The sequence below is a fragment of the Blautia marasmi genome (assembly GCF_900258535.1).
In the GTDB taxonomy this organism is placed as follows: Bacteria; Bacillota; Clostridia; order Lachnospirales; family Lachnospiraceae; genus Blautia; species Blautia hominis.
The window spans coordinates 865,001-888,688 of sequence record NZ_OIWX01000001.1; the positions used below are offsets into that span (position 1 = coordinate 865,001).

Sequence of the window (23,688 nt, forward strand, 5' to 3'; positions counted from 1 at the left end):
CTCTTCCGGAATACAGATTCTTGGAGTGATCCCCGCCTCCTTTAAAGCCCCATAATACCCCGCTATACTTTCCTCCAGTGCTAGATTCAGATTCACAGACTCTCTTTCTTCATATTGATTGGCCGAAACCACCAAAGAATACCGGAATAATTCTTCTGTAAGCTGTTTCAACGTATCAATCCGCTCCTGGACCACCGCCAGGTATCCCCGTACCTTTTCGGATACCTCCTCCTGCTCAAGCAGTTCCATATACCCACAGATTGCCGTAAGCGGCGTGCGCAGGTCATGGGATATATTGGTAACAGCCTCCTTTAGTTCTTTGTCCCCCTGCAAATACCGTATATGTTCTTTTCGCAGCCTCCGCATCTGCCTGTCAATTTCAGCAGCGAGAAGGCGCATCTTACCATCGGAAATGGTAAGATCAATTCCTACATTTGTATCTCTGCCCAGTCTGGCGTCAATTTCTTGGCATATTTCATCTGCCGCCCTGCGCATTCCCTGGATCTTCATTATTAAAATACCGTTTACCACAAAAAGGACAGCGCATAAAACACCAAGCAGATATACCATAACCTTCTCCTTATTTTAAATCTTTCCTGCTGAAACAAAAAACTCCGATCATATTCGCAGCCGCCGCTATAACGATAGAATAAATCCCAATTGTTCCCGGATGTGTCACAGCCCCCGCTGAAATCTGTATCCCCTGACCTGTAGGAAGAAAATCAAATAAAAACTGATAAATGCTTCTTTGTGATGGACTGGGATACATAGGATTGGGTATTCGCTGTATAGTCTGCGTAACTGTATCACCGACGGTCTCCGACATAGAAACCGCATCGGTAAATTCCGGTTCTCCTAGTTTCATAGTGATATACATAGACAAAAACAGAAGCGCAAATATACCCACCATACTGATGATCGCCACCAATGCCTTATTCTGATTCAGCATAGACAGCATGGTAAAAATGGCTGCGAACGCAGCAATCATGAGCACACCATTGACCATATATATAACTGTCTCCTGCCATTCCATTTCAAAAAATCCAAAGAGAGGGATTCCCGCAATACATGCGGTAAACATATAAGCAAAATTCATAAACACACCTGCTGCTGCACAGGTAATAAAGTTTGACAGATAGATATCTCTTCTGTTACACCCTACCATCAGTTTATTGCGGATGGTTCCATCGCTGTATTCCGTCCCCACAAAGAGACTGCAGAATGCTGCGATCAGCATGCCCATTATAATATGAGAGGCAAAAAATACGGAGTCAAATGTGACACTCATATCATATACTTTCACATTCCGATATTGTCCCACGCTGTCGATCACACCATACAGACCCATTACAAGGATTCCAATCCAAAAATATTTATCCTTTCGCAGGCGCAGAAAGTTTGCACGAAGTAGTTTACTCATGGCTGCCACCTCCGATCAGATTGATGTAATAGCTCTCCAGGCTTTCGTCCCTCTCTGTGATCTTATTCACTGTACATCCCTGTGTTGATAAGGCCTGCACAAGGTCCGTCACACTCCACTCACCAAAGACATCGGCTTCGTGCTCTGAAGCAACGGCATATTCTATATTTCTTTCGTCCAGTACACGGCTGAGGGCCTGTACGTCAGATACCACCATGTGCATCCCCTTCCTGCACGCAGCATCCAGTTCCTTTGCTGTGATTTCCTTTACGATTCTTCCGCTGTCAATAAATCCGTAATGTGTGGCAAGCCGGGAAAGCTCATCCAGAATATGGCTGGAGATCAGCACAGTAATCCTGTATTCCCGGTTCAGCTTCAGAATCAATTCCCTTATTTCGATGATCCCCTGAGGGTCCAGACCATTGATCGGCTCATCCAGCACCAGAAAATCCGGATTGCCCGCAAGCGCTATGGCAATCCCCAGACGCTGACGCATGCCCAGAGAAAAATTCTTTACTTTCTTCTTTCCGGTATCGGAAAGGCCTACCAACTCCAGTAATCCTTTGATTCCATCATAGGATGGCCGTCCAAGGACCACATACTGCTCGCGCAGATTATCCTCCGCTGTCAAATCCTGATAAATAGACGGTGTCTCCACCACTGCTCCCATTCGCCGGCGCACCTTGAGAATGTTGGGGGAAGTATATTTTTCCCCATAGATCGTGTATTCCCCGGAAGTGGGCTTCTGCAGTCCGCAGATCAAACGGATGAGAGTGGTCTTCCCTGCCTGTGTCAAGTAAGAACCAAAAAAAATTCTAAAACACTTAATTAAAAAATCACAATTATATAGCAGTCCGATGTGCCACATAACTCTAACTTTTTAATGGTACACCGCATCAAAATAATGATGCGGCTGTATATTATCTCACCCCTTGTACCATGGGAACACGTAGAACCAGTTTAACCATACCCTGCCTGACACTTTGCAGCACCCTTTCTCACTACTCATGCCTCCGGCGCTACCCGGACCGTGATTCTATATTACGGAGGTATCATTATCATTTTGGCTTTTAAATTATTGGTTAAATAATCCATGAATAAGTGCCGCTCATACCTTTACTTCTTCTATTACGATTCCTAGCATTCACCCATAGGGCAGGTACATTATGGCGTAGCTAATTACTTTTCTTCATGCTCTATCGCATGCCCAAAATGTTTTGTATTCCTAAAGGAAGATTTCAGCAATATGTCATTTATGGCATCTTAAAATCAAAAATCTTCCACCGTGCCGATATTCTATTGTCAAAGTACAATTCCCTGAACTTTTAATTTCAAGTCATCACATCCAATATCTAAAAAGAAAAACTATCAATGTGATATGTACTCATTCTACAGGAATACTCCATTTTTAACCATTGACTGCTAGTCCATAAATAATATAGATTAGCAGATTATCAATAAACATCTTTTCTGATGATTCTGATAATCTGCTAATCTATATTTCACATTCATATGTATAACTGTATTTTCGACCACTCACGATGCCATGTACCAGCGAGATATACCCTCTATTTCCGAAATACTGCTTGTTGAGTTCAACAATGCATATACTCTCTTTGTTATATTTGCTTTATCAACAATACATTTAAAATCTGCTGGAATCAGTGCCTGTTCTCCATCACTCATTGCTTCTTGCGGAAAATCATGTACCTCCACCATAAACCCATCACATCCAGCCATTATCCCACTTAAACACATAGGTTCAATTAATTCTCTTTTTCCTGTACCATGTGATGGATCAACAATTACCGGTAAACAGGATATGTTCTTTATAGCGGCAACAATACTTAAATCCAACGTATTCCTCGTGAAACTTTCACTGGTTTTTACCCCTCTTTCACACAGTATTACCTTATTGTTGCCTTCACTTAAAATATATTCTGCACTTCCCAACCACTCATACAACGAAGTACCTAACCCATTTTTTAAAATTATGGGAAAATCAATTTTTCCTAACTCTTTTAATAGCGGATAACACTGGGAATTTCTAGCTCCCACTTGAATTATATCAACATATTCCATAACACTTTCTATATCTCTCACATCAATCACTTCTGTAACTACTGGTAAGCCTGTAAGTTCGCCTGCCTCGTGTAAGTATTTCAGCCCTTCCTTGCCTAATCCTTGAAATGAGTAGGGAGAAGTCCGCGGTTTAAAAGTCCCACCCCTAATTATATTGCCACCACTCATTTTAACGGCCTTTGCAATACGTATTATTTGTTCTCGTGATTCAACACTACAGGGATCACCTATTTTCAAAAAGTCTTTTCCTATCGTAAGATCCTTAATTCTATATGGAACAAATGTCGCATCTTTATTATTAACTAACTCAAACTTCCCACACCGATAAGGTGTACTGTACCTTGAAAATTCAATATTTCAGCCAATAAAAAGGGCATAAATAACGCTCTTTTGATATAATGGAATTGTCCAGAAACCACTTTACAAAGGAGGATTTATGCCATGTCCATTATATCACAGAAGAACGAGAATGAGGTAGCTATTTTAGATTGCGTTCAGAGATTTTTCTCTTCTTACAAGGTAGGCAGCCTTTTAAAGCAATGCAACGGCACCAAGGAAAAAGGCGTCCCCGCTATTTCGCTCCTCAGATATAAACTCAGTAACGTTTTTACAGGAAGAAGCATGTATATGCAGCAGAGAACCGGATCTTTCAAAGAAGGATTTTCAAAGAACACTTTTTATCGTTTCCTGAATTCTTCAAAAACTAATTGGCTCCGCTTTACTTCTTCTCTGGCATCAGAGATCATCAACGGTGACATCAAAAATCTTACTGATGAAAAGCGTGTCAATGTATTCATAGTCGATGACACTCTCTTTAATCGCACCAGCTGCAAGAAGACTGAACTGGGTTCCAGAGTCTTTGATCACGTTGGAATGAAATTTCGCAAAGGATTCCGTCTGTTAACGCTTGGATGGAGTGATGGCAATACATTTATGCCTGTTAACAGTTGTCTTATCGCATCCTCCAAAGAATCAAATATCATTGGCCCAACGAAAGATTTCGACAAGAGATCTATTGCCGGTAAGCGTAGAAAACTGGCACAGACGAAAGCACCGGAGGTTATGCTTCACCTTCTTGATACAGCCGTTTCAAACGGTATTTCTGCCGATTATGTGCTGTTTGACTGCTGGTTTGCTAATCCGGCCCAGATTACGGCTATCAAGTCCAAAGGGATGGATGTGATTGCAATGATCAAGAAAAGCAGCCGCATTCAATATCAATATGAAGGACAGAAACTGAACATCAAACAGATTTATGCAAAAAACAAGAAGCGTCGCGGCAGATCCAAATATCTTCTTTCTGTCGATGTCATGGTTGGAAAAGAAAATCCAATTCCGGCAAAAATCGTATGTGTCAGGAACAAGGCGAATCGTAAGGATTGGCTTGCTTTTATCTGTACAAATCCAACTCTGTCAGAAGAAGAAATTATCCGTATCTATGGAAAACGCTGGCAGGTGGAGGTGTTTTTCAAAACCTGCAAATCTACACTTAATCTCATTGGCGAATGCCACAGTCTCTCTTACGATGCACTGACGGCACATGTAGCCATTGTGTTTGCCAGATATATGCTTTTGGCATTAGAGCAGCGAAAAAGTGGAGACCAACGAACCTTAGGAGAATTATTCTTCTTTCTGGTAGATGAGATGGCAGACATCACTTTCACACGGTCACTTTGTATCCTGATGGATGCTTTGATGGCAAGTCTTTAGGAGATACTGAAACTGAGCGAAGAACAGCTTGCTGCGTTTACTGCTGATTTTACATCCAGACTGCCGCAATATCTGCAAAATGCACTTGATTCGTGGGCAGCTAAAGCATAAATCGCTATTTTGTTAGCTGAAATATTGAATTTTCAAGGTACGAAGCCCATTTTGGGTATGGGAAGTCTTAGTTAATTATTCTACCATAGACCTGTTTTTTTGTGCTGTCTGCACAACTTGGGGCAGTTCAATTCGGGAGAGGTTATCACTTTATGCTTTATTCTTATTTGACCTGTAAAGCCTGGTCTATGAGTTTTTCAAGTGTCTTTGCTTGATTTTTTTCAGTGATTGCACCAACGATTGGCTCGCCTACAATGTTGCCGTTCTTGTCGACAACATATGTTGTTGGATAAGAGAAAATGCCTGATGTGAACTTGCCTGCATCGCTGTTTGAATCAAACCAAATGTTCTTGTATGTTACACCTTTCTTTGAAAGGATGTCCTTTGCTTCTGAAATTGCTGTCTCGTCACCGTCAATTGTGAATGTGTTGATGCCGACAACCTGACCGCCTTTTTCAGCAAGTTTCTTGTTGAGTGCTTCTAATTCCGGAAGTTCGCCGACACATGGCTTGCAAGTGCTGAACCAGTAGTTAACAACTGTTACATTGTTGCTTTTGAAAAAGTCACTGCTCTTTATATCGTTGCCATCAAGGTCCTTGCCGTCGAATGACGGAAAACTTGTTGCGCCACCGCCGTTTGAAATAACGCCGTTGCTGTCAGCCGGAACGCTGTCACCGTTTGAAGGTGCATTTGCACATTCAGGATATTTTTGCTCCAAGATTGTGAGTTTGCCCTCAATTTCCTTGATTTGTTCTGCACCGGCAACGAGTTTTTTGTATTCCTCATCTGTGAATTGGTCCTTTGCACCCTCAATTGTCTTGAGAAGGAAGTCACCGTAGTTTGTGCCGTCCTCAATCATTGGAGTGTCTTTGTTTGAAGCCATAAATACTTTTTCCCAAAGAGCTGTGTCTGTTGACAAGATTTCGTTTTCTTTTTCCATAAGCTGATTGTGGAGCTTTGAAGCCTCGTCAGCGCTGTTCGGTTCTGTTGCCATCAAGGTTGAAATACTTGAATCTATTGATTGTTTTTCGTCTTTGTTGTTTTTTGATGTTGAGCAAGCAATAAGGCTGATTGCCAATACAGAAACTAATAATACTACTGTTAAGATTTTTGAGAGTTTTGAAAATTTCATAATTATTCCTCCGTTATAATTCCTCTTTTGTTTCGTTTTTGTTTGTTTTGTTTTCAATTTTTGCGTTTTCGTCTACTGTTTTTCTAAACAAGCCAAAGCCGTATTGAAAGCTGATCGCTTCGGTAGGACAGGCACTTATGCACTTTCCACATCGGATACATTCGGTGCTGTTAGGTGTTTTTGTAACATCAACATCCATTTTGCACACCTTTGCACATTTACCGCACGAAACGCATTTGTGCTCGTCTACCTTCATCCCAAACAGCGAAACCTTGTTGAACAGTGCATAGAATGCACCGAGTGGGCAAATCCATTTGCAGAACGGTCTGTAAAACAGCACGCTCAAAACGACTACCGAAATCAGCACAACAAGTTTCCACGAAAACAGTTTTCCCAATGCCGAACGGATACCTTCGTTGACTGCCGAAAGTGGCAACGCACCCTCAAGCACACCTTGCGGACATATATATTTGCAGAAATATGGGTCGCCCATCCCCAAATCATTTACTATGAGCACCGGTAATAAAACAACTGCCAACAGCAGTACTGCATATTTGATATATGTCAGTGGCTTGAGTTTTTTTGTTGAAAACTTTTTGGTCGGGACTTTGTGCAACAAATCCTGTAACCAACCAAACGGACACAAAAATCCGCAGATAAAGCGTCCGAGCAGAACTCCCAACAAAATGAGAAATCCTGTTATATAATAGGAAAACTTATATTTTGACGAGCCGACTACCGCCTGAAATGAGCCGATTGGGCAAGCACCCGATGCGGCAGGACAGGAATAGCAGTTCAGACCCGGCACACAAACGGCCTTGCCTTTGCCTTGATAAATTTCGCCTTTAAAAAAGTTTGGCAGATGAATATTTGTCAGCAGAGTTGCTCCTGCCTGAATCCATCCTCGGAATTTGGCTACTTGGTTTGATGCCGTATATTTTTTCTTATTATGGTTTTTATTCTTTGTTTTCTTTTTATCCAATTCCTACACACTCCAAACAAAGCCTGATTGCCTTGCTCAAAACGGTTTCAGTTTCGCCACGCATTGCGCCGAAGCCGAGCATAATAGCTCCCGAAATAAGCAGTACTGCCTGTGATAAAGCCTTTTTTGCTCTGGTCAATTCAATCACTCCTTTCATTTTCTGGCGTCATTGTAGCACATCGGATATAAAATTTTCGTTAAGAACAGAAATTTAACACAGATTTTATGTTTTTGTGCTATAATCAAAATATACTTTAAAGCAAGGAGAGTTTTTATGCACATTTTAGTTGTTGAAGACGAAAGAATATTGTGCGAAACAATCGCTCGTAGCTTGAAGCGTCTTGCTTATAGCGTTGACTGTTGCTATGACGGAATAACCGCAATGCAAATGCTTGCTGACGATAACTTTGACCTCGTTGTGCTTGATTTGAATTTACCGGGTGCTGACGGCATGACTGTTTTGAGAACACTCAGAAAAACCGACCGTGACACAAAGGTGCTGATTTTGTCTGCCCGTAGTGAAGTGTCTGATAAGGTTGACGGTTTGGATGCAGGTGCAAACGATTATTTGGCAAAGCCGTTCCATTTGGAAGAACTTGCTGCAAGGATTCGCAGTCTTACCCTCCGACAGTTCACTCAAAATGATGTTGTGCTGACCTGCGGTGATGTTTCGTTTGACACAAAATCTCGCAAGGCTATTGTCGGAGGTGAACCTTTGCCGTTGACCCGCAAGGAAACAGGCATACTTGAATATCTTATGGTAAACAGAGGTCGCCCCATAAGTCAGGAAGAATTTATTGAACATGTGTGGGACAATAGCGTTGACAATTTCAGCAATTCGATAAGGGTACATATTTCTGCTTTGAGAAAGAAACTTCGCACTTCTCTTGGATATGACCCGATTCGCAATCGTATCGGTGAGGGCTATGTAATGGGGGAAGAAGAATGAAAAAAATATCTCTTCAATGGCGTATCACTTTGATGACTGCTATACTTATAGGTATAACCTGCGTGTCTATGAATTCCCTTATCGGTTATTCGGGCAGACATTATATGGATTCTATCGGCAGTGGCATTTCTGCTAACAGCGATTCGTATAAAGGTGAGCAGGAATTTTTTGACCCTGAAAGTGCCGACCTTGACCAAGAAGTAACTATTATAGTTAACGGTGCGCAGGAGTCGTTTTCCACTACAAATTGGTGCATAACAGCGGTTGTAACATTGCTTGGCGGTGTTTTGGCATGCTTTGTCAGTGGCAGAGCATTGAAGCCTTTGCACACCTTTGCTTCAAGGGTTGAAAATGTTCAGCCGAATAACTTGCCCGATATGAAGATAACCGATGATGTGCCTGCCGAGTTCAAGCAATTCAGCATTTCTTTTAATCAGATGCTTGACCGACTTGACGAGGGGTTCACGGCACAACGGCAGTTCACCGGCAATGCCGCACACGAATTGCGCACCCCTCTTGCATTGCTTCAGGCACAACTTGAACTTTTTTCTGTTGAGCATCCTGATTTGGATGCCGAAAGTGCCGACTTCCTCAAATTATTGCAGGAACAAACAGAGCGAATGTCGCAGGTTACAAAGACCTTGCTTGAAATGAGCGAGCTTCGAACTGTGCCGTGTAATGACTGCATTGAGCTTGCACCGATGATTGAGGAAATTCTTGCCGACCTTTCTCCTGTGGCAGAGAAAAAAGGGGTCACTCTTGAATGTGACGGCACCGGCACTATGGTGGGCAGTGACACCTTGATTTATCGTTTGATCTTTAATTTGACTGAAAACGCAATCAGGTATAACCGCCCTGACGGAACTGTGCGTGTTTCTGTTTCTCAGGCGGGTGACGATCTTGTTGTCAGGGTTGCCGACACAGGTTGCGGAATACCAGAAAAGTATAAAGAAAGTATTTTTCAGCCGTTCTTCCGTGTGGATAAATCCCGTAGCAGAGAAAATGGCGGTGTGGGTCTTGGACTTTCTTTGGTTTGGGAAATTGCTGATATTCACGGTGGCAAAGTGCAGGCAGAAGAAAGTACAGAAAAGGGAACTGTTATGACAGTTACTTTTCCGTTGAACAGAGAATACAAGGATGATTAGTCCAAAATAGAACGAAATATATACAACAAAGTGGCTTGAATTCAGTATTTGAGCCACTTTGTTATTTATTTTTCACAAATTGGAAAATAATCTTTGATTATATGCTGATTTTGTGATAATACATGAAAAGTGTTTTTCACAGTAATACAACTGCCTACAGGTGGTGTACACTATGGGAAAAGTTAATTATTTACTCAAACTTCCCACACCGATAAGGTGTACTGTACCTTGAAAATTCAATATTTCAGCCAATAAAAAGGGCATAAATAACGCTCTTTTGATATAATGGAATTGTCCAGAAACCACTTTACAAAGGAGGATTTATGCCATGTCCATTATATCACAGAAGAACGAGAATGAGGTAGCTATTTTAGATTGCGTTCAGAGATTTTTCTCTTCTTACAAGGTAGGCAGCCTTTTAAAGCAATGCAACGGCACCAAGGAAAAAGGCGTCCCCGCTATTTCGCTCCTCAGATATAAACTCAGTAACGTTTTTACAGGAAGAAGCATGTATATGCAGCAGAGAACCGGATCTTTCAAAGAAGGATTTTCAAAGAACACTTTTTATCGTTTCCTGAATTCTTCAAAAACTAATTGGCTCCGCTTTACTTCTTCTCTGGCATCAGAGATCATCAACGGTGACATCAAAAATCTTACTGATGAAAAGCGTGTCAATGTATTCATAGTCGTTGACACTCTCTTTAATCGCACCAGCTGCAAGAAGACTGAACTGGGTTCCAGAGTCTTTGATCACGTTGGAATGAAATTTCGCAAAGGATTCCGTCTGTTAACGCTTGGATGGAGTGATGGCAATACATTTATGCCTGTTAACAGTTGTCTTATCGCATCCTCCAAAGAATCAAATATCATTGGCCCAACGAAAGATTTCGACAAGAGATCTATTGCCGGTAAGCGTAGAAAACTGGCACAGACGAAAGCACCGGAGGTTATGCTTCACCTTCTTGATACAGCCGTTTCAAACGGTATTTCTGCCGATTATGTGCTGTTTGACTGCTGGTTTGCTAATCCGGCCCAGATTACGGCTATCAAGTCCAAAGGGATGGATGTGATTGCAATGATCAAGAAAAGCAGCCGCATTCAATATCAATATGAAGGACAGAAACTGAACATCAAACAGATTTATGCAAAAAACAAGAAGCGTCGCGGCAGATCCAAATATCTTCTTTCTGTCGATGTCATGGTTGGAAAAGAAAATCCAATTCCGGCAAAAATCGTATGTGTCAGGAACAAGGCGAATCGTAAGGATTGGCTTGCTTTTATCTGTACAAATCCAACTCTGTCAGAAGAAGAATTATCCGTATCTATGGAAAACGCTGGCAGGTGGAGGTGTTCTTCAAAACCTGCAAATCTACACTTAATCTCATTGGCGAATGCCACAGTCTCTCTTACGATGCACTGACGGCACATGTAGCCATTGTGTTTGCCAGATATATGCTTTTGGCATTAGAGCAGCGAAAAAGTGGAGACCAACGAACCTTAGGAGAATTATTCTTCTTTCTGGTAGATGGGATGGCAGACATCACTTTCACACGGTCACTTTGTATCCTGATGGATGCTTTGATGGCAAGTCTTCAGGAGATACTGAAACTGAGCGAAGAACAGCTTGCTGCGTTTACTGCTGATTTTACATCCAGACTGCCGCAATATCTGCAAAATGCACTTGATTCGTGGGCAGCTAAAGCATAAATCGCTATTTTGTTAGCTGAAATATTGAATTTTCAAAGTACGAAGCCCATTTTGGGTATGGGAAGTCTTAGTNGGTCACTTTGTATCCTGATGGATGCTTTGATGGCAAGTCTTTAGGAGATACTGAAACTGAGCGAAGAACAGCTTGCTGCGTTTACTGCTGATTTTACATCCAGACTGCCGCAATATCTGCAAAATGCACTTGATTCGTGGGCAGCTAAAGCATAAATCGCTATTTTGTTAGCTGAAATATTGAATTTTCAAGGTACGAAGCCCATTTTGGGTATGGGAAGTCTTAGTAACTAATTTTAAGTCATCCATAGAAATCCTCCTAGTATAATATAAATATAATTGCGGGACTTTCACTTCTGTGATAGTCCCGCACTCCATCATTTGGTATTTGCCTGAACCATCTTTTTCACTCCATCAGGGCAAACAGGCTGATAATGCAGAAACAAGCAGGCCGAGTCAGAAATATTCTTTCTGGCCTCATTATATGCTACTTTAGATACTCCATCATAGATTAATTTTTTGATATCCATATTAATACCTCTTCTTTCTTTAGATTTTTAATAGCAATTACACAACATAATCATTTTAATAATAATAGTTATTATGTAAGCGCTCAATAAAATAATGGCTATCCTTTCACAGGATATTCAGGTATAGTTGAAGTGAAATACTCCAACTTCAGTTTTTCGATTTAATCTTGCATCTCTGCTGTATCATGTCAGACCATGGCATCAGCTCTTCTATACCTTCGGGCTCATTTTTGTAGTCCGGCATATAGAGCAGCACCGTCTCCAGATATGCGTAGATGTTTAGATTGTTGAGTTTTGCAGTTTCTACTAAACTGTAAATAATGGAGCTTGCACGGGCGCCTTTTACCGTATCATGGAACAGAAAATTTTTCCGCCCTACCGCATAGGGGCGGGCGATATTTTCTGCGATGTTGTTTGATATGGAGCACCGCCCATCTAACAGGTAGTTCTCCATATATGGCTTCTGGTTTTTCGCATAGGTCACTGCTTTGGCCAGACGGCTTCCGCCAGCCGGGGTCACGGCTTCAAGCCATGGCCAGTAAGCCTCCCATATGGCAGGCTCCGTCTCAAGACGCTTGGCTTTCCGGGTGTCGGCATCCATATCCGCATACTCCTTTTCCAGTTNTTTGGCCAGACGGCTTCCGCCAGCCGGGGTCACGGCTTCAAGCCATGGCCAGTAAGCCTCCCATATGGCAGGCTCCGTCTCAAGACGCTTGGCTTTCCGGGTGTCGGCATCCATATCCGCATACTCCTTTTCCAGTTACAGATTCAACAGTTAATCAGTATAGTCGTGGGTTCTGTAAAAGAATTGCACAATACTGCCATCATTATGGAGGTGGTTATTATTCGGAAGCTCTTTTAGATGAGTTTCTGTCCGTGGCTGAGAAGAAACTGAGTAATCATGAAATCCAGCACCGCCACTACAATGCGACAAAGAGGACAATCCGTTGTCTCAAGGAGTATGCCAAGGGTGGGGAAATTGATTTTTCCATGCACACTAACAGCAGGAAGTACAGGCCAGATAATGGTCATTTGGATATTATTAAGCATGCACTTGATGAGACGAGTCTGCAGGAAGGGTTTAAATACAAGATTGACTGCTGTATGCGGCACTTTTTTGCTTTCATAGAATCTCTTGGACTGCAGGACAGCGAAATTACCGACGGCACGATTCGAACTTTTATCTGCAAGGTTTCTGATACAAATGCTGGAAGTATGGGTTACATTATCTATACTGTCAATCTTATTGCCCAATATCTCCGCAGAAATGGTCTTGCTGATATTCAGGAAGATTTTCATTGTTTCACACCAAAGACAGCCCCCGTCAGACTTATTGCCCCCTATTCACAGGACGAAATACTTTGCATCTTAAACGCAGTTGCTCCGGACAGCATTTCCGCGAAACGGGACCGAGCTATTCTTCTGCTGACATTTAATACTGGGTTCCGTGGAATTGACATAAGGAACCTTCTGCTTTCAGATATCAACTGGAAGAAGAGGGAGGTACGAATCATCCAGAGCAAGACAAAGTATCCTGTGACCATCCCGCTCAGCGGGACTTGCATGAACGCACTTGCTGACTATATTTTAGAAGAACGTCCTGAAACATCGGAGCGGTTTGTTTTTGTCAGGGCACTTTCCCCCCATACACCGTTTCGTGGAACAAGTGCCCTTGATGGAGCGATTGAAGGGCTCTGCCTAAAAGCAGGCATCGTAAAGAAGCCTTACCGTTCTTTCCATAGTTTAAGAAGGGCTTTGGCAACGGAACTGTCTTTGGCAGAAGTTCCGCTGACCTCTGTTTCACAAATGCTTGGCCATCAGAGTATTGATTCCGATGTGCCTTATTTAAGCTTTAACCGTACACAGACCTCCTTGTGCGCCATGGGATTCGACATGATACCAATTACAACTGGCATTTATGCCGGCCTTGTTGATATGGGAAATATATCAACTCATAAAAGTATCCCATGGAAGTTATATGGGCTTATAGCGGCAGGATTTGTGGATATCCCCATAAAAGGGGGTGTTTACGCATGACACAGGAAGATATATTTAAGGATTATCACGATTTTCTTGAACTGAAGAAAGCACTTGGTTTCGATCCAACGCCCTACACATTTTATTTAAAGCCGTTCCTTGAGTATTGTATAGAAATGTATCCTGATGAGAACCGCATTACAAAAGAGATGGTTGATGGCTGGCTGCTGGTACGGCGGTTTCAGACAAATGCAACCCAATCACATGCCATAAGTAACTTGAGGACGTTTTCACGATACATAAATTCGCTTGGCAGACAGGCATATATTCCTTCCGAAGAGTACAGCGTTCCAGTCAGGCACTACCAGCCATATATTTTTTCAGATGATGAACTGTGTGTATTATTTCATTCCATTGACTGCCTGGCTCCCTGCTTTGAGGCTCCAGACAGGGAATTTATAGTACCGGTACTTTTCCGGATGATGTACTGCTGCGGAATGCGCCCATCCGAGCCGCTTCATCTTCTTACGGAAGATATTAATCTGAGAGATGGGGATATTTATATCAGACAATCAAAAATGTCAAAGGACCGCCATATCATTATGTCGGAAGATATGCTTGTACTATGCAGGAAATATGATTCCATGATGGGAGCACGCCAATGGTTTTTCCAGAAGTGGGATGGCGGCCCTTTCCCGACTTATTGGATGACAAATCAGTTCCGTATTTGCTGGCGTAATAGTGGCCTGGAAAAACACGGGAATCCACGCCCATATGATCTGCGCCATTGTTTTGCGGCCCGGACATTAATGCGGTGGGTGGACGAGGGAAGTGACATCATGGCGCTTCTCCCCTATCTGAGCACATACATGGGACACAAGAAATTTAAGCATACACAGTATTATATCCATCTTCTTCCTGAGAGGCTCCGCATCAGTGCCGGGATCAACTGGGGAAAATTAGATGCGGTTTTTGAAGGGGAGGATATTGATGAAAATTAAGGATCCAAAACTTTTCGGAAAAATAAAGGACTTTTTGACCGCATACTTACCTATAATTAGGGCAAGAAGTCTCAATACAGTAACTGCTTATAAGATTTCCCTGAATCTGTATCTTGCATTTCTTCAGGAGGCACAGCAGAAACGGCTTGCAGATATCATGACGGAAGACTTTAACCATGAAAATATCCTAATCTTTCTTGAGTGGCTGAAGACAGACAGGAAGAATACCGTGTCAAGCAGGAATCAACGGCTTGTCCAGATCCGCCAGTTCTGCAGATACCTTATGGGTTCAGATATGGTTTTGTTTTCGGAATATACCAAAATCCAGGAGATCGCCAGGGAGGCGGACCCTAAAAAAGATGAGCTGGAATATCTGACCATAGAACAGACGAAACTGGTGTTGTCACAGCCAGACACACGCAAGAAAACAGGGATGCGAGATAAGTTCTTCCTCTCCCTGCTCTATGACAGTGGCTGTCGGGATCAGGAAATCCTGGATCTTACAGTCGGCGATTTTATAGAAATGAGGGGAACCGCCGAGCTGCATATTATTGGTAAAGGGCAGAAGTACCGGGCAACACCGATTTCAAAGAATGTACAAAAGCTGTTCCATGAGTACTGTATGATATATCACCCAGTGCCAAAGAAAAATGCCTTCCTGTTTTATACTGTCCGCCATGGTGTGGTTTCACAAATGTCCGCAGATAATGTTGCACGTTTTATGAACAAGTATGAGGAACTTGCAAAAGTATTTGACGCAGATATTCCTCATTTACACCCGCATCTATTTCGTCATACGCGTGCCGTCCATCTCTATACAGAAGGGATGCCTCTCCCTTTAGTTTCTGAATGGCTGGGGCACTCACAGATGGAGACCACAACAATCTATGCACGGGCCACGACAGAAATGAAACGAAAGGCATTAGAGAAAATCTCGACTGAAGAGAATACTGTTTTTAACAGGGATGAAGGATTCAAGTATGCTGGTAATGATGAGATTATCAGAAAGCTCTATGGTCTGTCATAAAAACACCGATAAAAGAAGTCAGAAACATTGGGCGAGCAATGCTTCTGAGGAAAATGTCGGAATATTTATTTTGTCGGAATAATCGCAGATAATCCGATATCGGATTATGTGCGATGGTTTTGGCGGTTATAATAAGCTGAAGGATGTCATCCGCTGCGGCTGCCTTGCCCACATGAGACGGTACTGGCATGAGGCACTTCCGGGGAAATCAAAGAGCTCCCCGGCTAGGACTCCGGCAGAGATCGGTTTTGATTACTGCAACCAGTTATTTGAACTGGAAAAGGAGTATGCGGATATGGATGCCGACACCCGGAAAGCCAAGCGTCTTGAGACGGAGCCTGCCATATGGGAGGCTTACTGGCCATGGCTTGAAGCCGTGACCCCGGCTGGCGGAAGCCGTCTGGCCAAAGCAGTGACCTATGCGAAAAACCAGAAGCCATATATGGAGAACTACCTGTTAGATGGGCGGTGCTCCATATCAAACAACATCGCAGAAAATATCGCCCGCCCCTATGCGGTAGGGCGGAAAAATTTTCTGTTCCATGATACGGTAAAAGGCGCCCGTGCAAGCTCCATTATTTACAGTTTAGTAGAAACTGCAAAACTCAACAATCTAAACATCTACGCATATCTGGAGACGGTGCTGCTCTATATGCCGGACTACAAAAATGAGCCCGAAGGTATAGAAGAGCTGATGCCATGGTCTGACATGATACAGCAGAGATGCAAGATTAAATCGAAAAACTGAAGTTGGAGTATTTCACTTCAACTATACCTGAATATCCTGTGAAAGGATAGCCATTATTTTATTGAGCGCTTACTATTAATCTANATGCCATGGTCTGACATGATACAGCAGAGATGCAAGATTAAATCGAAAAACTGAAGTTGGAGTATTTCACTTCAACTATACCTGAATATCCTGTGAAAGGATAGCCATTATTTTATTGAGCGCTTACTATTAATCTATATGTTATGACAACATATCTTTCAGACATGTACTCCGGTAGTCACTCGGCGATATTTTATATCTTTCTTTAAATACTCGGTTAAATGTTCTCTGACTTTCAAATCCACTATCCAGACAAATGTTTGTAATAGAATCACTCGTATTTTCCAAACGCTGGCATGCATAGTTCAGCCTTGCATCGTTAAGATATTGATTAAAGTTTCTATGGAAAGTTTTGGAAAAGAGTCTGGATAAAACATATTTGCTCACCCCCAGATCTTTTGCCATCTCTTCCAGCGAAAACTTCTTCTTAAAATTTGCTGATATATAGGAAACTGTCTGGTAAATAAGATCGTTGCTCCCCACATTACTCTTTTCTACCAAATTTAATTTTCCTATGCAGCGTGCCAACACAATTTGAAGATATGCCTGTGCAACAGTAATATCCGACTGTTCTGTCTCTAAAATCGCATTTATAACCCTATATACCTCCGATTCAACATTTTCCGCTTTGATGATCGGGTATTCAGGAGCCATGGATTGCATGATATCTGCAAATTTGGCAATCGTAAATGGCGATGCAATCAGATAAGTCGCTTTATTTACACCGGGTGTCAGTACCTGATAGTGATGAATAACATCTGGAAATACAAAGCCTATATCTCCTTTATCCATATGATATAGTTCCTGTCCGACACCAAGCTCTAATGCTCCACTTGTTACACAAACAATCTCCAGTGCATTATGAAGATGTGGTTCAATATGTTTTGACTTCCTATTTATTGCTATGATCTCCTCTTTTGTGTCAACATATTTTAACTGCATGAAATACTCCCCTTTGCAACATTTGTCTATATCTTCTTTCGATTTGGCAAGCAATCCTTTTACACCTATCTTATAATCAACTTGTAAATAAGGAAAGGAGGAATTGCAAATGAGCAACCTAAAAAAATATCTGAATGGCCTTTTAGTATTCTACACTGAATATTTTGAGCATCCTTACCATGTATAAATACTAAAAGGACTATTTTGTGAAAACTGAATATTTTCTTAAGGCCATTTCACAAAAATGAAGTGGTCCTTTTTTTATAAACTTTCAATAAATCTTTTGAATGCAGCTTTCCCTTCATCTGTTCTCTTGTAAACGCCTGCATCCTCCAGAACTTTCGCAAACACAATTCCAATTTCTTTCTGTATGATAGAATGAATATTACTATCTGTAATCTTATATTTTGGTATCCATCCCTCTGCCCATTCAGCATGGGTAGCCATTGTTTCATTCTGTCTCAGGTCTTCATGATTCAGAATTGCCTGTTCTAGTTCTGCCATCTCTTTCTTCAATCTGGCAGGTAATACAGCCAGTCCCATAACTTCAATCAGTCCAATATTTTCCTTTTTGATATGGTGATACTCAGCATGCGGATGGAAAAGTCCGAGAGGACAATCAACAGTTGTGATATTATTACGCAAAACCAAATCCAGTTCATACAAATCTCCACGCATCTTTGCAATCGGCGTAATTGTATTGTGTGGAATACCATCCGTCTCACTGAAAATATTAACTTCTGGATCCGAATATCCACGCCACTTCGTTAGGATATGATTTGCAGCCGCTACAATACTATCCATTGCTCTCCCCTGCAAACGGATCACTGACATCGGCCACTTTACAATTCCTGCATGTATATCTGGATATCTATCTAAATCAAATTCCTGTTCATAAGGAGCTTTTGCCATAGCAAAGACATAACTGCCACCTTGAAAATGATCATGACTCAAAATAGATCCTCCTACGATTGGCAGATCTGCATTGGAACCTGCCATATAATGCGGAAACTGCTTAACAAAATCAAGGAGTTTATTAAAAGTTATCTCATTAATCGCCATCGGAATATGATTCTTATTAAATATAATGCAATGTTCATTATAATACACATATGGTGAATACTGCAAATAATACTGTTCTCCACACAGAGTAATTGGTATAATCCTGTGGTTTTGTCTTGCTGGATGTGAGAGGTGACCTGCATACCCTTCGTTTTCCCTGCAGAGCAGGCACGCCGGATATCCAGATTTTTTTGCAGTTCCAGCTTTTGCAATATCCCTTGGATCTTTTTCTGGTTTTGACAAGTTAATTGTAATATCCATCTTGCCAAATTCTGTATCGGTCTCCCACTTTTCATCCTTTATAATCCGAGCTGTGCGGATATAGTTTGTAGCCTGGCTGAAATGATAATAAAATTCAGTTTCTCCTGTCAATTCTAATTTATGTCTGATGCATCTGTTACTTCATCTGCAGCAATTCCTTTTTCTGCTTTCAGTTTTTTATTTGCATCTTCTACATTCATTCTTGAAAGTACAAACATAATCAATACATCAAAGATTAACGGAAGCCAAAGATACATGAACTGCATCATATCAAGTGCAGACTGTGGCTGAGTTGCATTTGTTCCGACATATCCACTGAACTCAAGCATCCATCCAACAACAGCGGTTCCAATACCTCCACCGATTTTTACACCAAGAGAAGTACAAGAGTACATCGTTCCGTCAATTCTCTTTCCCTGCGTAAGATAAGTGTATTCAGAGCAGGATGCGATAACTGCATTCATATCTCCCTGCCATGGTCCCTGACCTAAGGCTGCAAGAGCTGTAAATGCCATCATCAGCGGAACACTGCCCATATATCCGGCAACAACAACAAGTGCTCTACCGATGACTGCTAAGACGTAACCTCTTAAGTTCAGTTTATACATACCTTTCCACTTACCAACTAATGTCGGTGTGAAAATCAGGGCAATGATCAGTGGAATATTTACTGCCCATGCAAATTGTCCAAACAAATTCTTATTTTTCAGTACCCATGTCATGTAATAAATGCCAGCTCCAATCATGGCAGCATATAACTGCTGTAAAATATATGTTCCACAAATCATCATGTAATATTTGTTTTTAACAAGAAGCTTGAATGCCTGTACCATTCCGTACTTTTCATTATCATCCTTTACTTCTCCTTCGTTAAGTTCTTCCTCCGGAAGTTCCTTAACAGAAAGTGCTGAAATCGTATTTACGACAAGACCAATGATTGCATAGATAATAGCAACCGTTCTCCATGCTGCAGCATCTCCACCACATTTATCTACAAATCCAACTGTAATTGCCTGAATCAGAAGACTTGTTGAAAACGCAAAAATAAAACGGTAAGATCCCATCTGCACACGCTCTTTGCTGTTCTTTGTAATCAGTGACGTAAGTGCTGAATAAGCAATATTGTTTGCTGTATAAAACACACCATTTAACAGTGTGTAAGAGATAAAAAACCATGCATATTTAGCCGTTGTTCCCAAGCTGACTGGTACTGCAAAACAGCAGATCAGCGTAATGGCACAACCAATATATCCATATAGCATCCAGGGTTTCGCTTTTCCCATTTTACTGTGTGTTTTGTCAATCATTGATCCAAAAAATATATCCGTAAAACCATCAAATAGTTTTGATACGGCAATCAGGGTACCTACGACACCTGCAGCAAGTCCTACTGAGTCCGTCAAATAAACCATCATAAAAGATGTCAGGAACGCATAGACTACATTACCTGCAATATCGCCTGATCCATATCCAATTTTGTTATACCATTTCAAATACTTTTTTTCTTCCATCGAATTTCTTTGCTCCTCATCTTCATCGCACTTAGAATTTCAAGATGTCTAACAGAGTATGATGTCTAATTCTAGTTTTTTCTCTGTTTTGTCTGATTGCTCTGTATATCCGGACTTTACATAACAATCAGACTCTCTTTCCTTGTTTACGGGTTACATGAAACTTTATTATCCCTTTATATACGGTATCAGTGTAAACTGGAACCGGAATAATACATCATCAAATCGGTACTGCTCCAATACAACTGGACCACAACTGTTAGAACCAATGCCATTTAGTGCATAGTCAACACAAAATACTACACTATCTGATTCTGTCAGTTCATAATTATGCGTTTTCTCCTCAAGTTCTTCCTGCGTATAATAAGAAGCATTGAATGAGAAGGCATTTTCCGCAGAGACCACAATTCCATATCGGCTGTTGTTAAGCTCTACATATTCACAATCATAATGGCTTCCATTTTCCTGTGGGCGAATATAATCCTCATGCAAATCATCTACATTTGCCTGATACAAACCGTGGCTCGCAGCCTGATGTTTGTCACAATAACTTTCCTGTGGTCCCATTCCAAAGTATCTTACAGCTGAAAGTTTTTTATCCAGGAACATCCTCACACCAAATCTCGGAAGATCCGGGAATTCATCGTCTTTTGTTACTGCAATATCTGCATCAATCTTTCCAGCAGCTTCTATTTTCCATGTGATCGTCACATCAAGAATCTTCTGTACTGTCTCTGCCACAACGGAAGCATGGCTTGTAATCTTCACACCATGTTTTCCCTGCACAACCTCTGTCGTATAGGCTCTTGTGTAAGCCTTATCATAGTGGGCTTTCTTCCATTCAGACTTGATGTACATATCGTTATCTGTTGGAGCTCTCCAAATATTTAATTCCATCGGATGGTTCAAGTATTCCCGCCCTGCGAATTTCATCTCTGTAAAGAGTGCAGTACGTTTGTCTATGGTATAAGCAAATTCACGCCCCTTGATATGAATCTGTGTATCATTTTCATTTACCTGTAATTCAGAGTCCACTACTGTTTTTGGTATCCATTTCTCTGCAAGTTTACATTTTGTATCCTCTTTACTTACCTCAATTTCATCAAATCCAAGAATATGGTCTTCATCCAACAGTGGCAATTCCTTTTTCAGATGGTAAATAAATTTTAAATAACATTTTCCACTCTCTGGCACATTGATTTTAAGGTTTATTTTTCCTTCACTGTGTGGTGCTGCTGAAACTTCTGGAAGTTTACCTTTGCTGATTACAAGCCCGTCCTGCGTCAGTTCATAACTGATCTTCACATAATCTTTCAAGTCATCAAAATCCATGTAGTTATGAAGCACCAGTTCTCCGCTTTCTTTGTTATAGGAAATAACTCTTGCCGGGCGATAAACATTCTTGTATTCCAAAAGTCCTGTATGTACCGTTCTGTCCGGATATACTAATCCATCCATACAGAAGTTGCCATCATGAATTTCTTCGCCATGGTCGCCCCCATAAGCATATATAGTCTTTCCATTCTCAGCAGTTCCATGAGCAATCGCATGGTCACACCATTCCCAGACAAAGCCGCCGCACATTTTATCATTATCCTGAATCATCTGGAAGTAATCTTCAAAATCTCCAGGTCCGTTTCCCATGCTGTGACAGTACTCTACCAAAAGGAAGGGTTTGCTTCCATCTTTATCCAGATATTCCTGAATTTCGGAAAGCGCTGGGTACATCCGGCTGTACACATCCAGATTGCTGTAATCATATGTTTCATCATAATTACGGTATCTTGCACTCTCATATTGTGTGATACGGTCTGGATCAAAATTCTTTGTCCATTCCAGTGCTTTTTCAAAGTTGCAGCCATAAGCACTCTCATTTCCCATTGACCACATAACAATACAGAAACGGTTTTTGTCACGTTCCACCATGAGTTTTACGCGATCAACGATTGCCTCTTCCCATACCGGATCATCTGCAATCTTCTCATTCCATCGTTTGAACCGATTGTAATCGGTGTCTTCTTTTCTGTAGATCATAAATGGACCATGAGCTTCAATATCTGCTTCATCTATCACCATGAATCCATACTTGTCACACATTTCATAGAAAAATGGTGCGTTCGGATAGTGGCTGGAACGGATCGCATTAAAATTATGCTGCTTCATTAACGTAAGATCGGTTGTAATCTGTTCCGGATTGATTGTAAATCCAGTAACCGGATCAGAATCATGTCGATTGACACCACGGAATTTAATCTTCTGTCCATTTAAATAAATAACCTGGTCTTTAATCTCTATCTTTCTTAATGCAATGTGATCTACAATTACTTCATTCTCTGTTTCAAGAATCAGTTTATATAGATATGGATTTTCTGTATTCCAAAGTTCCGGACTTGCGATTTCTAATACAGCTGTTCCTTCTTCAGCAATACTTCCTAGTGCTACAACTGCTCCGTTTCTATCTTCAATCGAAATTTTTACATTTAACGGAGAGTAGAATTTCATTTCAATTTCTACTTTCGCAAGCATATCCTCAATTCTTGTTTTAATATGATAATCACTGATTGCCTGTTTTGGGCGTTTCAAAATGTACACATCCCGGAAAATACCACTCATACGGAATTTGTCCTGATCTTCCAAATAGGAACCATCACACCACTTCATGACCAGAACCGCTATGCTGTTCTCTCCGTCCCGAAGGAGGTCGGTGATATCAAACTCACTGGTCATATGAGAAACCTGGCTATACCCTACATAAGAGCCATTGATCCATACATAAAAGCAACTGTCTACTCCTTCAAAATTCAAGAAAGCTTTTGGTGCATTTTCATCTTTGTGATAAACAAAGGTATGTGCATATGTTCCACATGGAATATCCTGTGGTACATACGGTGGATCAAATGGGAACGGATACCTGATGTTTGTATACTGATGTGTGTCATATCCTGCCATCTGCCATACACTCGGAACCTGAATCTCATCAAAATTTTCTGTATCATAATCTTTCTCAAAGAAGGGTTCCTGAACATCATAGATACTGTTAAAATACTGGAACTTCCAAGTTCCGTTCAATAACTGCATTCGGTCTGACTCTTCCCTGTGCTCCACCAGGTTATCCATTCTTCTGGATGCCGGAATATAATAGGCTCTGGCTGGCATTGTGTTTTCGTGCAGTACGCTTAGATTTTCATAATAACGTGGTACGATCATAAATAACTCTCCTCCAATACATATACTTTTTTGTTCTTTGTTTCCCTAAAGCAAACCTTATACTTTACTTTTTTGTTTACGTTCCTTA

Annotated in this window: 19 protein-coding genes and 2 pseudogenes (1 of these 21 running past the window's edge); 8 read left to right on the forward strand and 13 right to left on the reverse strand. The window is 41.3% G+C overall.

The genetic code is table 11. From position 1 onward, the window contains the following. The 4 genes from C6P39_RS03720 to aroF all read right to left on the reverse strand — a co-directional run. Positions 1 to 570 carry the 5' portion of a sensor histidine kinase gene (locus C6P39_RS03720; RefSeq protein ID WP_104802866.1) on the reverse strand. The gene continues 321 nt to the left of window position 1, outside the view, so only the first 570 of its 891 coding nucleotides appear in the window; the start codon lies at positions 568 to 570; the stop codon falls past the left edge of the window. Between the two features lie 10 nt (positions 571 to 580). Then, the gene (locus C6P39_RS03725; protein WP_104802867.1) at positions 581 to 1,420 is read right to left on the reverse strand and encodes an ABC transporter permease subunit; all 840 of its coding nucleotides are present in this window, start codon (positions 1,418 to 1,420) and stop codon (positions 581 to 583) included. Beyond that, the gene (locus C6P39_RS03730; RefSeq protein ID WP_242986893.1) at positions 1,413 to 2,216 is read right to left on the reverse strand and encodes an ATP-binding cassette domain-containing protein; all 804 of its coding nucleotides are present in this window, start codon (positions 2,214 to 2,216) and stop codon (positions 1,413 to 1,415) included. The genes C6P39_RS03725 and C6P39_RS03730 overlap by 8 nt, the downstream gene beginning before the upstream one ends. Before the next feature lie 740 nt (positions 2,217 to 2,956). After that, a complete protein-coding gene (gene aroF / locus C6P39_RS03735) occupies positions 2,957 to 3,856 on the reverse strand; it encodes a 3-deoxy-7-phosphoheptulonate synthase (protein WP_104802868.1) in 900 nt (299 codons plus the stop codon). Positions 3,857 to 3,943: 87 nt separating this feature from the next. Between aroF and C6P39_RS03740 the strand changes: the two are divergent. After that, positions 3,944 to 5,323, forward strand: a pseudogene (locus C6P39_RS03740) (IS4 family transposase). 163 nt (positions 5,324 to 5,486) lie between these two features. On the opposite strand, the gene C6P39_RS03745 reads toward C6P39_RS03740, so the two are convergent. From C6P39_RS03745 to C6P39_RS28410, 3 genes are read right to left on the reverse strand one after another with little or no spacing between them, the layout of a single operon-like run. Continuing rightward, on the reverse strand, positions 5,487 to 6,455 hold the full coding sequence (locus tag C6P39_RS03745) for a TlpA family protein disulfide reductase (protein WP_104802869.1): 969 nt from the start codon (positions 6,453 to 6,455) through the stop codon (positions 5,487 to 5,489). 13 nt (positions 6,456 to 6,468) lie between these two features. Then, complete coding sequence (locus tag C6P39_RS03750; protein ID WP_104802870.1) at positions 6,469 to 7,437, reverse strand: 4Fe-4S binding protein; 969 nt, start codon at positions 7,435 to 7,437, stop codon at positions 6,469 to 6,471. Further along, entirely contained in the window at positions 7,430 to 7,594 is a 165-nt protein-coding gene (locus C6P39_RS28410; protein ID WP_104802871.1) for a CD1871A family CXXC motif-containing protein, read from the reverse strand. The genes C6P39_RS03750 and C6P39_RS28410 overlap by 8 nt, the downstream gene beginning before the upstream one ends. Positions 7,595 to 7,711: 117 nt before the next feature. Between C6P39_RS28410 and C6P39_RS03760 the strand changes: the two genes are divergently transcribed. The 3 genes and pseudogenes from C6P39_RS03760 to C6P39_RS03770 all read left to right on the forward strand — a co-directional run bounded on the left by C6P39_RS03760 (position 7,712) and on the right by C6P39_RS03770 (position 11,238). Then, positions 7,712 to 8,386, forward strand: a complete 675-nt coding sequence (locus C6P39_RS03760; protein ID WP_104802872.1) for a response regulator transcription factor — start codon at positions 7,712 to 7,714, stop codon at positions 8,384 to 8,386. Further along, entirely contained in the window at positions 8,383 to 9,531 is a 1,149-nt protein-coding gene (locus C6P39_RS03765) for a HAMP domain-containing sensor histidine kinase (RefSeq protein WP_104802873.1), read from the forward strand. The genes C6P39_RS03760 and C6P39_RS03765 overlap by 4 nt, the downstream gene beginning before the upstream one ends. A 328-nt stretch (positions 9,532 to 9,859) precedes the next feature. Beyond that, positions 9,860 to 11,238: pseudogene (locus tag C6P39_RS03770) on the forward strand (IS4 family transposase). Positions 11,239 to 11,627: 389 nt separating this feature from the next. On the opposite strand, the gene C6P39_RS03775 reads toward C6P39_RS03770, so the two are convergent. Both C6P39_RS03775 and C6P39_RS03780 read right to left on the reverse strand, forming a co-directional pair. Continuing rightward, on the reverse strand, positions 11,628 to 11,780 hold the full coding sequence (locus C6P39_RS03775; protein WP_104802874.1) for a cyclic lactone autoinducer peptide: 153 nt from the start codon (positions 11,778 to 11,780) through the stop codon (positions 11,628 to 11,630). Between the two features lie 148 nt (positions 11,781 to 11,928). Continuing rightward, positions 11,929 to 12,519, reverse strand: a complete 591-nt coding sequence (locus C6P39_RS03780; RefSeq protein ID WP_104802875.1) for an IS66 family transposase — start codon at positions 12,517 to 12,519, stop codon at positions 11,929 to 11,931. Between the two features lie 137 nt (positions 12,520 to 12,656). Here C6P39_RS03780 and C6P39_RS03785 point away from each other — a divergent pair, with 137 nt between their 5' ends. The 4 genes from C6P39_RS03785 to C6P39_RS03800 all read left to right on the forward strand — a co-directional run bounded on the left by C6P39_RS03785 (position 12,657) and on the right by C6P39_RS03800 (position 16,533). Continuing rightward, on the forward strand, positions 12,657 to 13,817 hold the full coding sequence (locus tag C6P39_RS03785) for a tyrosine-type recombinase/integrase (protein WP_158661453.1): 1,161 nt from the start codon (positions 12,657 to 12,659) through the stop codon (positions 13,815 to 13,817). Continuing rightward, a complete protein-coding gene (locus tag C6P39_RS03790; protein WP_158661454.1) occupies positions 13,814 to 14,758 on the forward strand; it encodes a tyrosine-type recombinase/integrase in 945 nt (314 codons plus the stop codon). The genes C6P39_RS03785 and C6P39_RS03790 overlap by 4 nt, the downstream gene beginning before the upstream one ends. After that, on the forward strand, positions 14,748 to 15,785 hold the full coding sequence (locus tag C6P39_RS03795) for a tyrosine-type recombinase/integrase (RefSeq protein ID WP_158661455.1): 1,038 nt from the start codon (positions 14,748 to 14,750) through the stop codon (positions 15,783 to 15,785). Before C6P39_RS03790 ends, C6P39_RS03795 begins: the two co-directional genes overlap by 11 nt. Before the next feature lie 106 nt (positions 15,786 to 15,891). Further along, complete coding sequence (locus tag C6P39_RS03800; protein ID WP_104802879.1) at positions 15,892 to 16,533, forward strand: IS66 family transposase; 642 nt, start codon at positions 15,892 to 15,894, stop codon at positions 16,531 to 16,533. Between the two features lie 225 nt (positions 16,534 to 16,758). Here C6P39_RS03800 and C6P39_RS03805 read toward each other — a convergent pair whose 3' ends face one another. The 4 genes from C6P39_RS03805 to C6P39_RS03820 form a co-directional block, all read right to left on the reverse strand. Beyond that, positions 16,759 to 17,559 (reverse strand): helix-turn-helix transcriptional regulator, encoded by an 801-nt coding sequence (locus C6P39_RS03805; protein ID WP_104802880.1) that lies wholly within the window; start codon positions 17,557 to 17,559, stop codon positions 16,759 to 16,761. A gap of 261 nt (positions 17,560 to 17,820) precedes the next feature. Continuing rightward, positions 17,821 to 18,993: a UDP-glucose--hexose-1-phosphate uridylyltransferase gene (locus tag C6P39_RS03810; protein ID WP_003506518.1), complete on the reverse strand. Its 1,173-nt coding sequence runs from the start codon at positions 18,991 to 18,993 to the stop codon at positions 17,821 to 17,823. Between the two features lie 2 nt (positions 18,994 to 18,995). Beyond that, the gene (locus tag C6P39_RS03815) at positions 18,996 to 20,393 is read right to left on the reverse strand and encodes an MFS transporter (protein ID WP_003506520.1); all 1,398 of its coding nucleotides are present in this window, start codon (positions 20,391 to 20,393) and stop codon (positions 18,996 to 18,998) included. Between the two features lie 168 nt (positions 20,394 to 20,561). After that, complete coding sequence (locus C6P39_RS03820; RefSeq protein WP_003506521.1) at positions 20,562 to 23,600, reverse strand: glycoside hydrolase family 2 TIM barrel-domain containing protein; 3,039 nt, start codon at positions 23,598 to 23,600, stop codon at positions 20,562 to 20,564. Between the last annotated feature and the right edge of the window lie 88 nt (positions 23,601 to 23,688).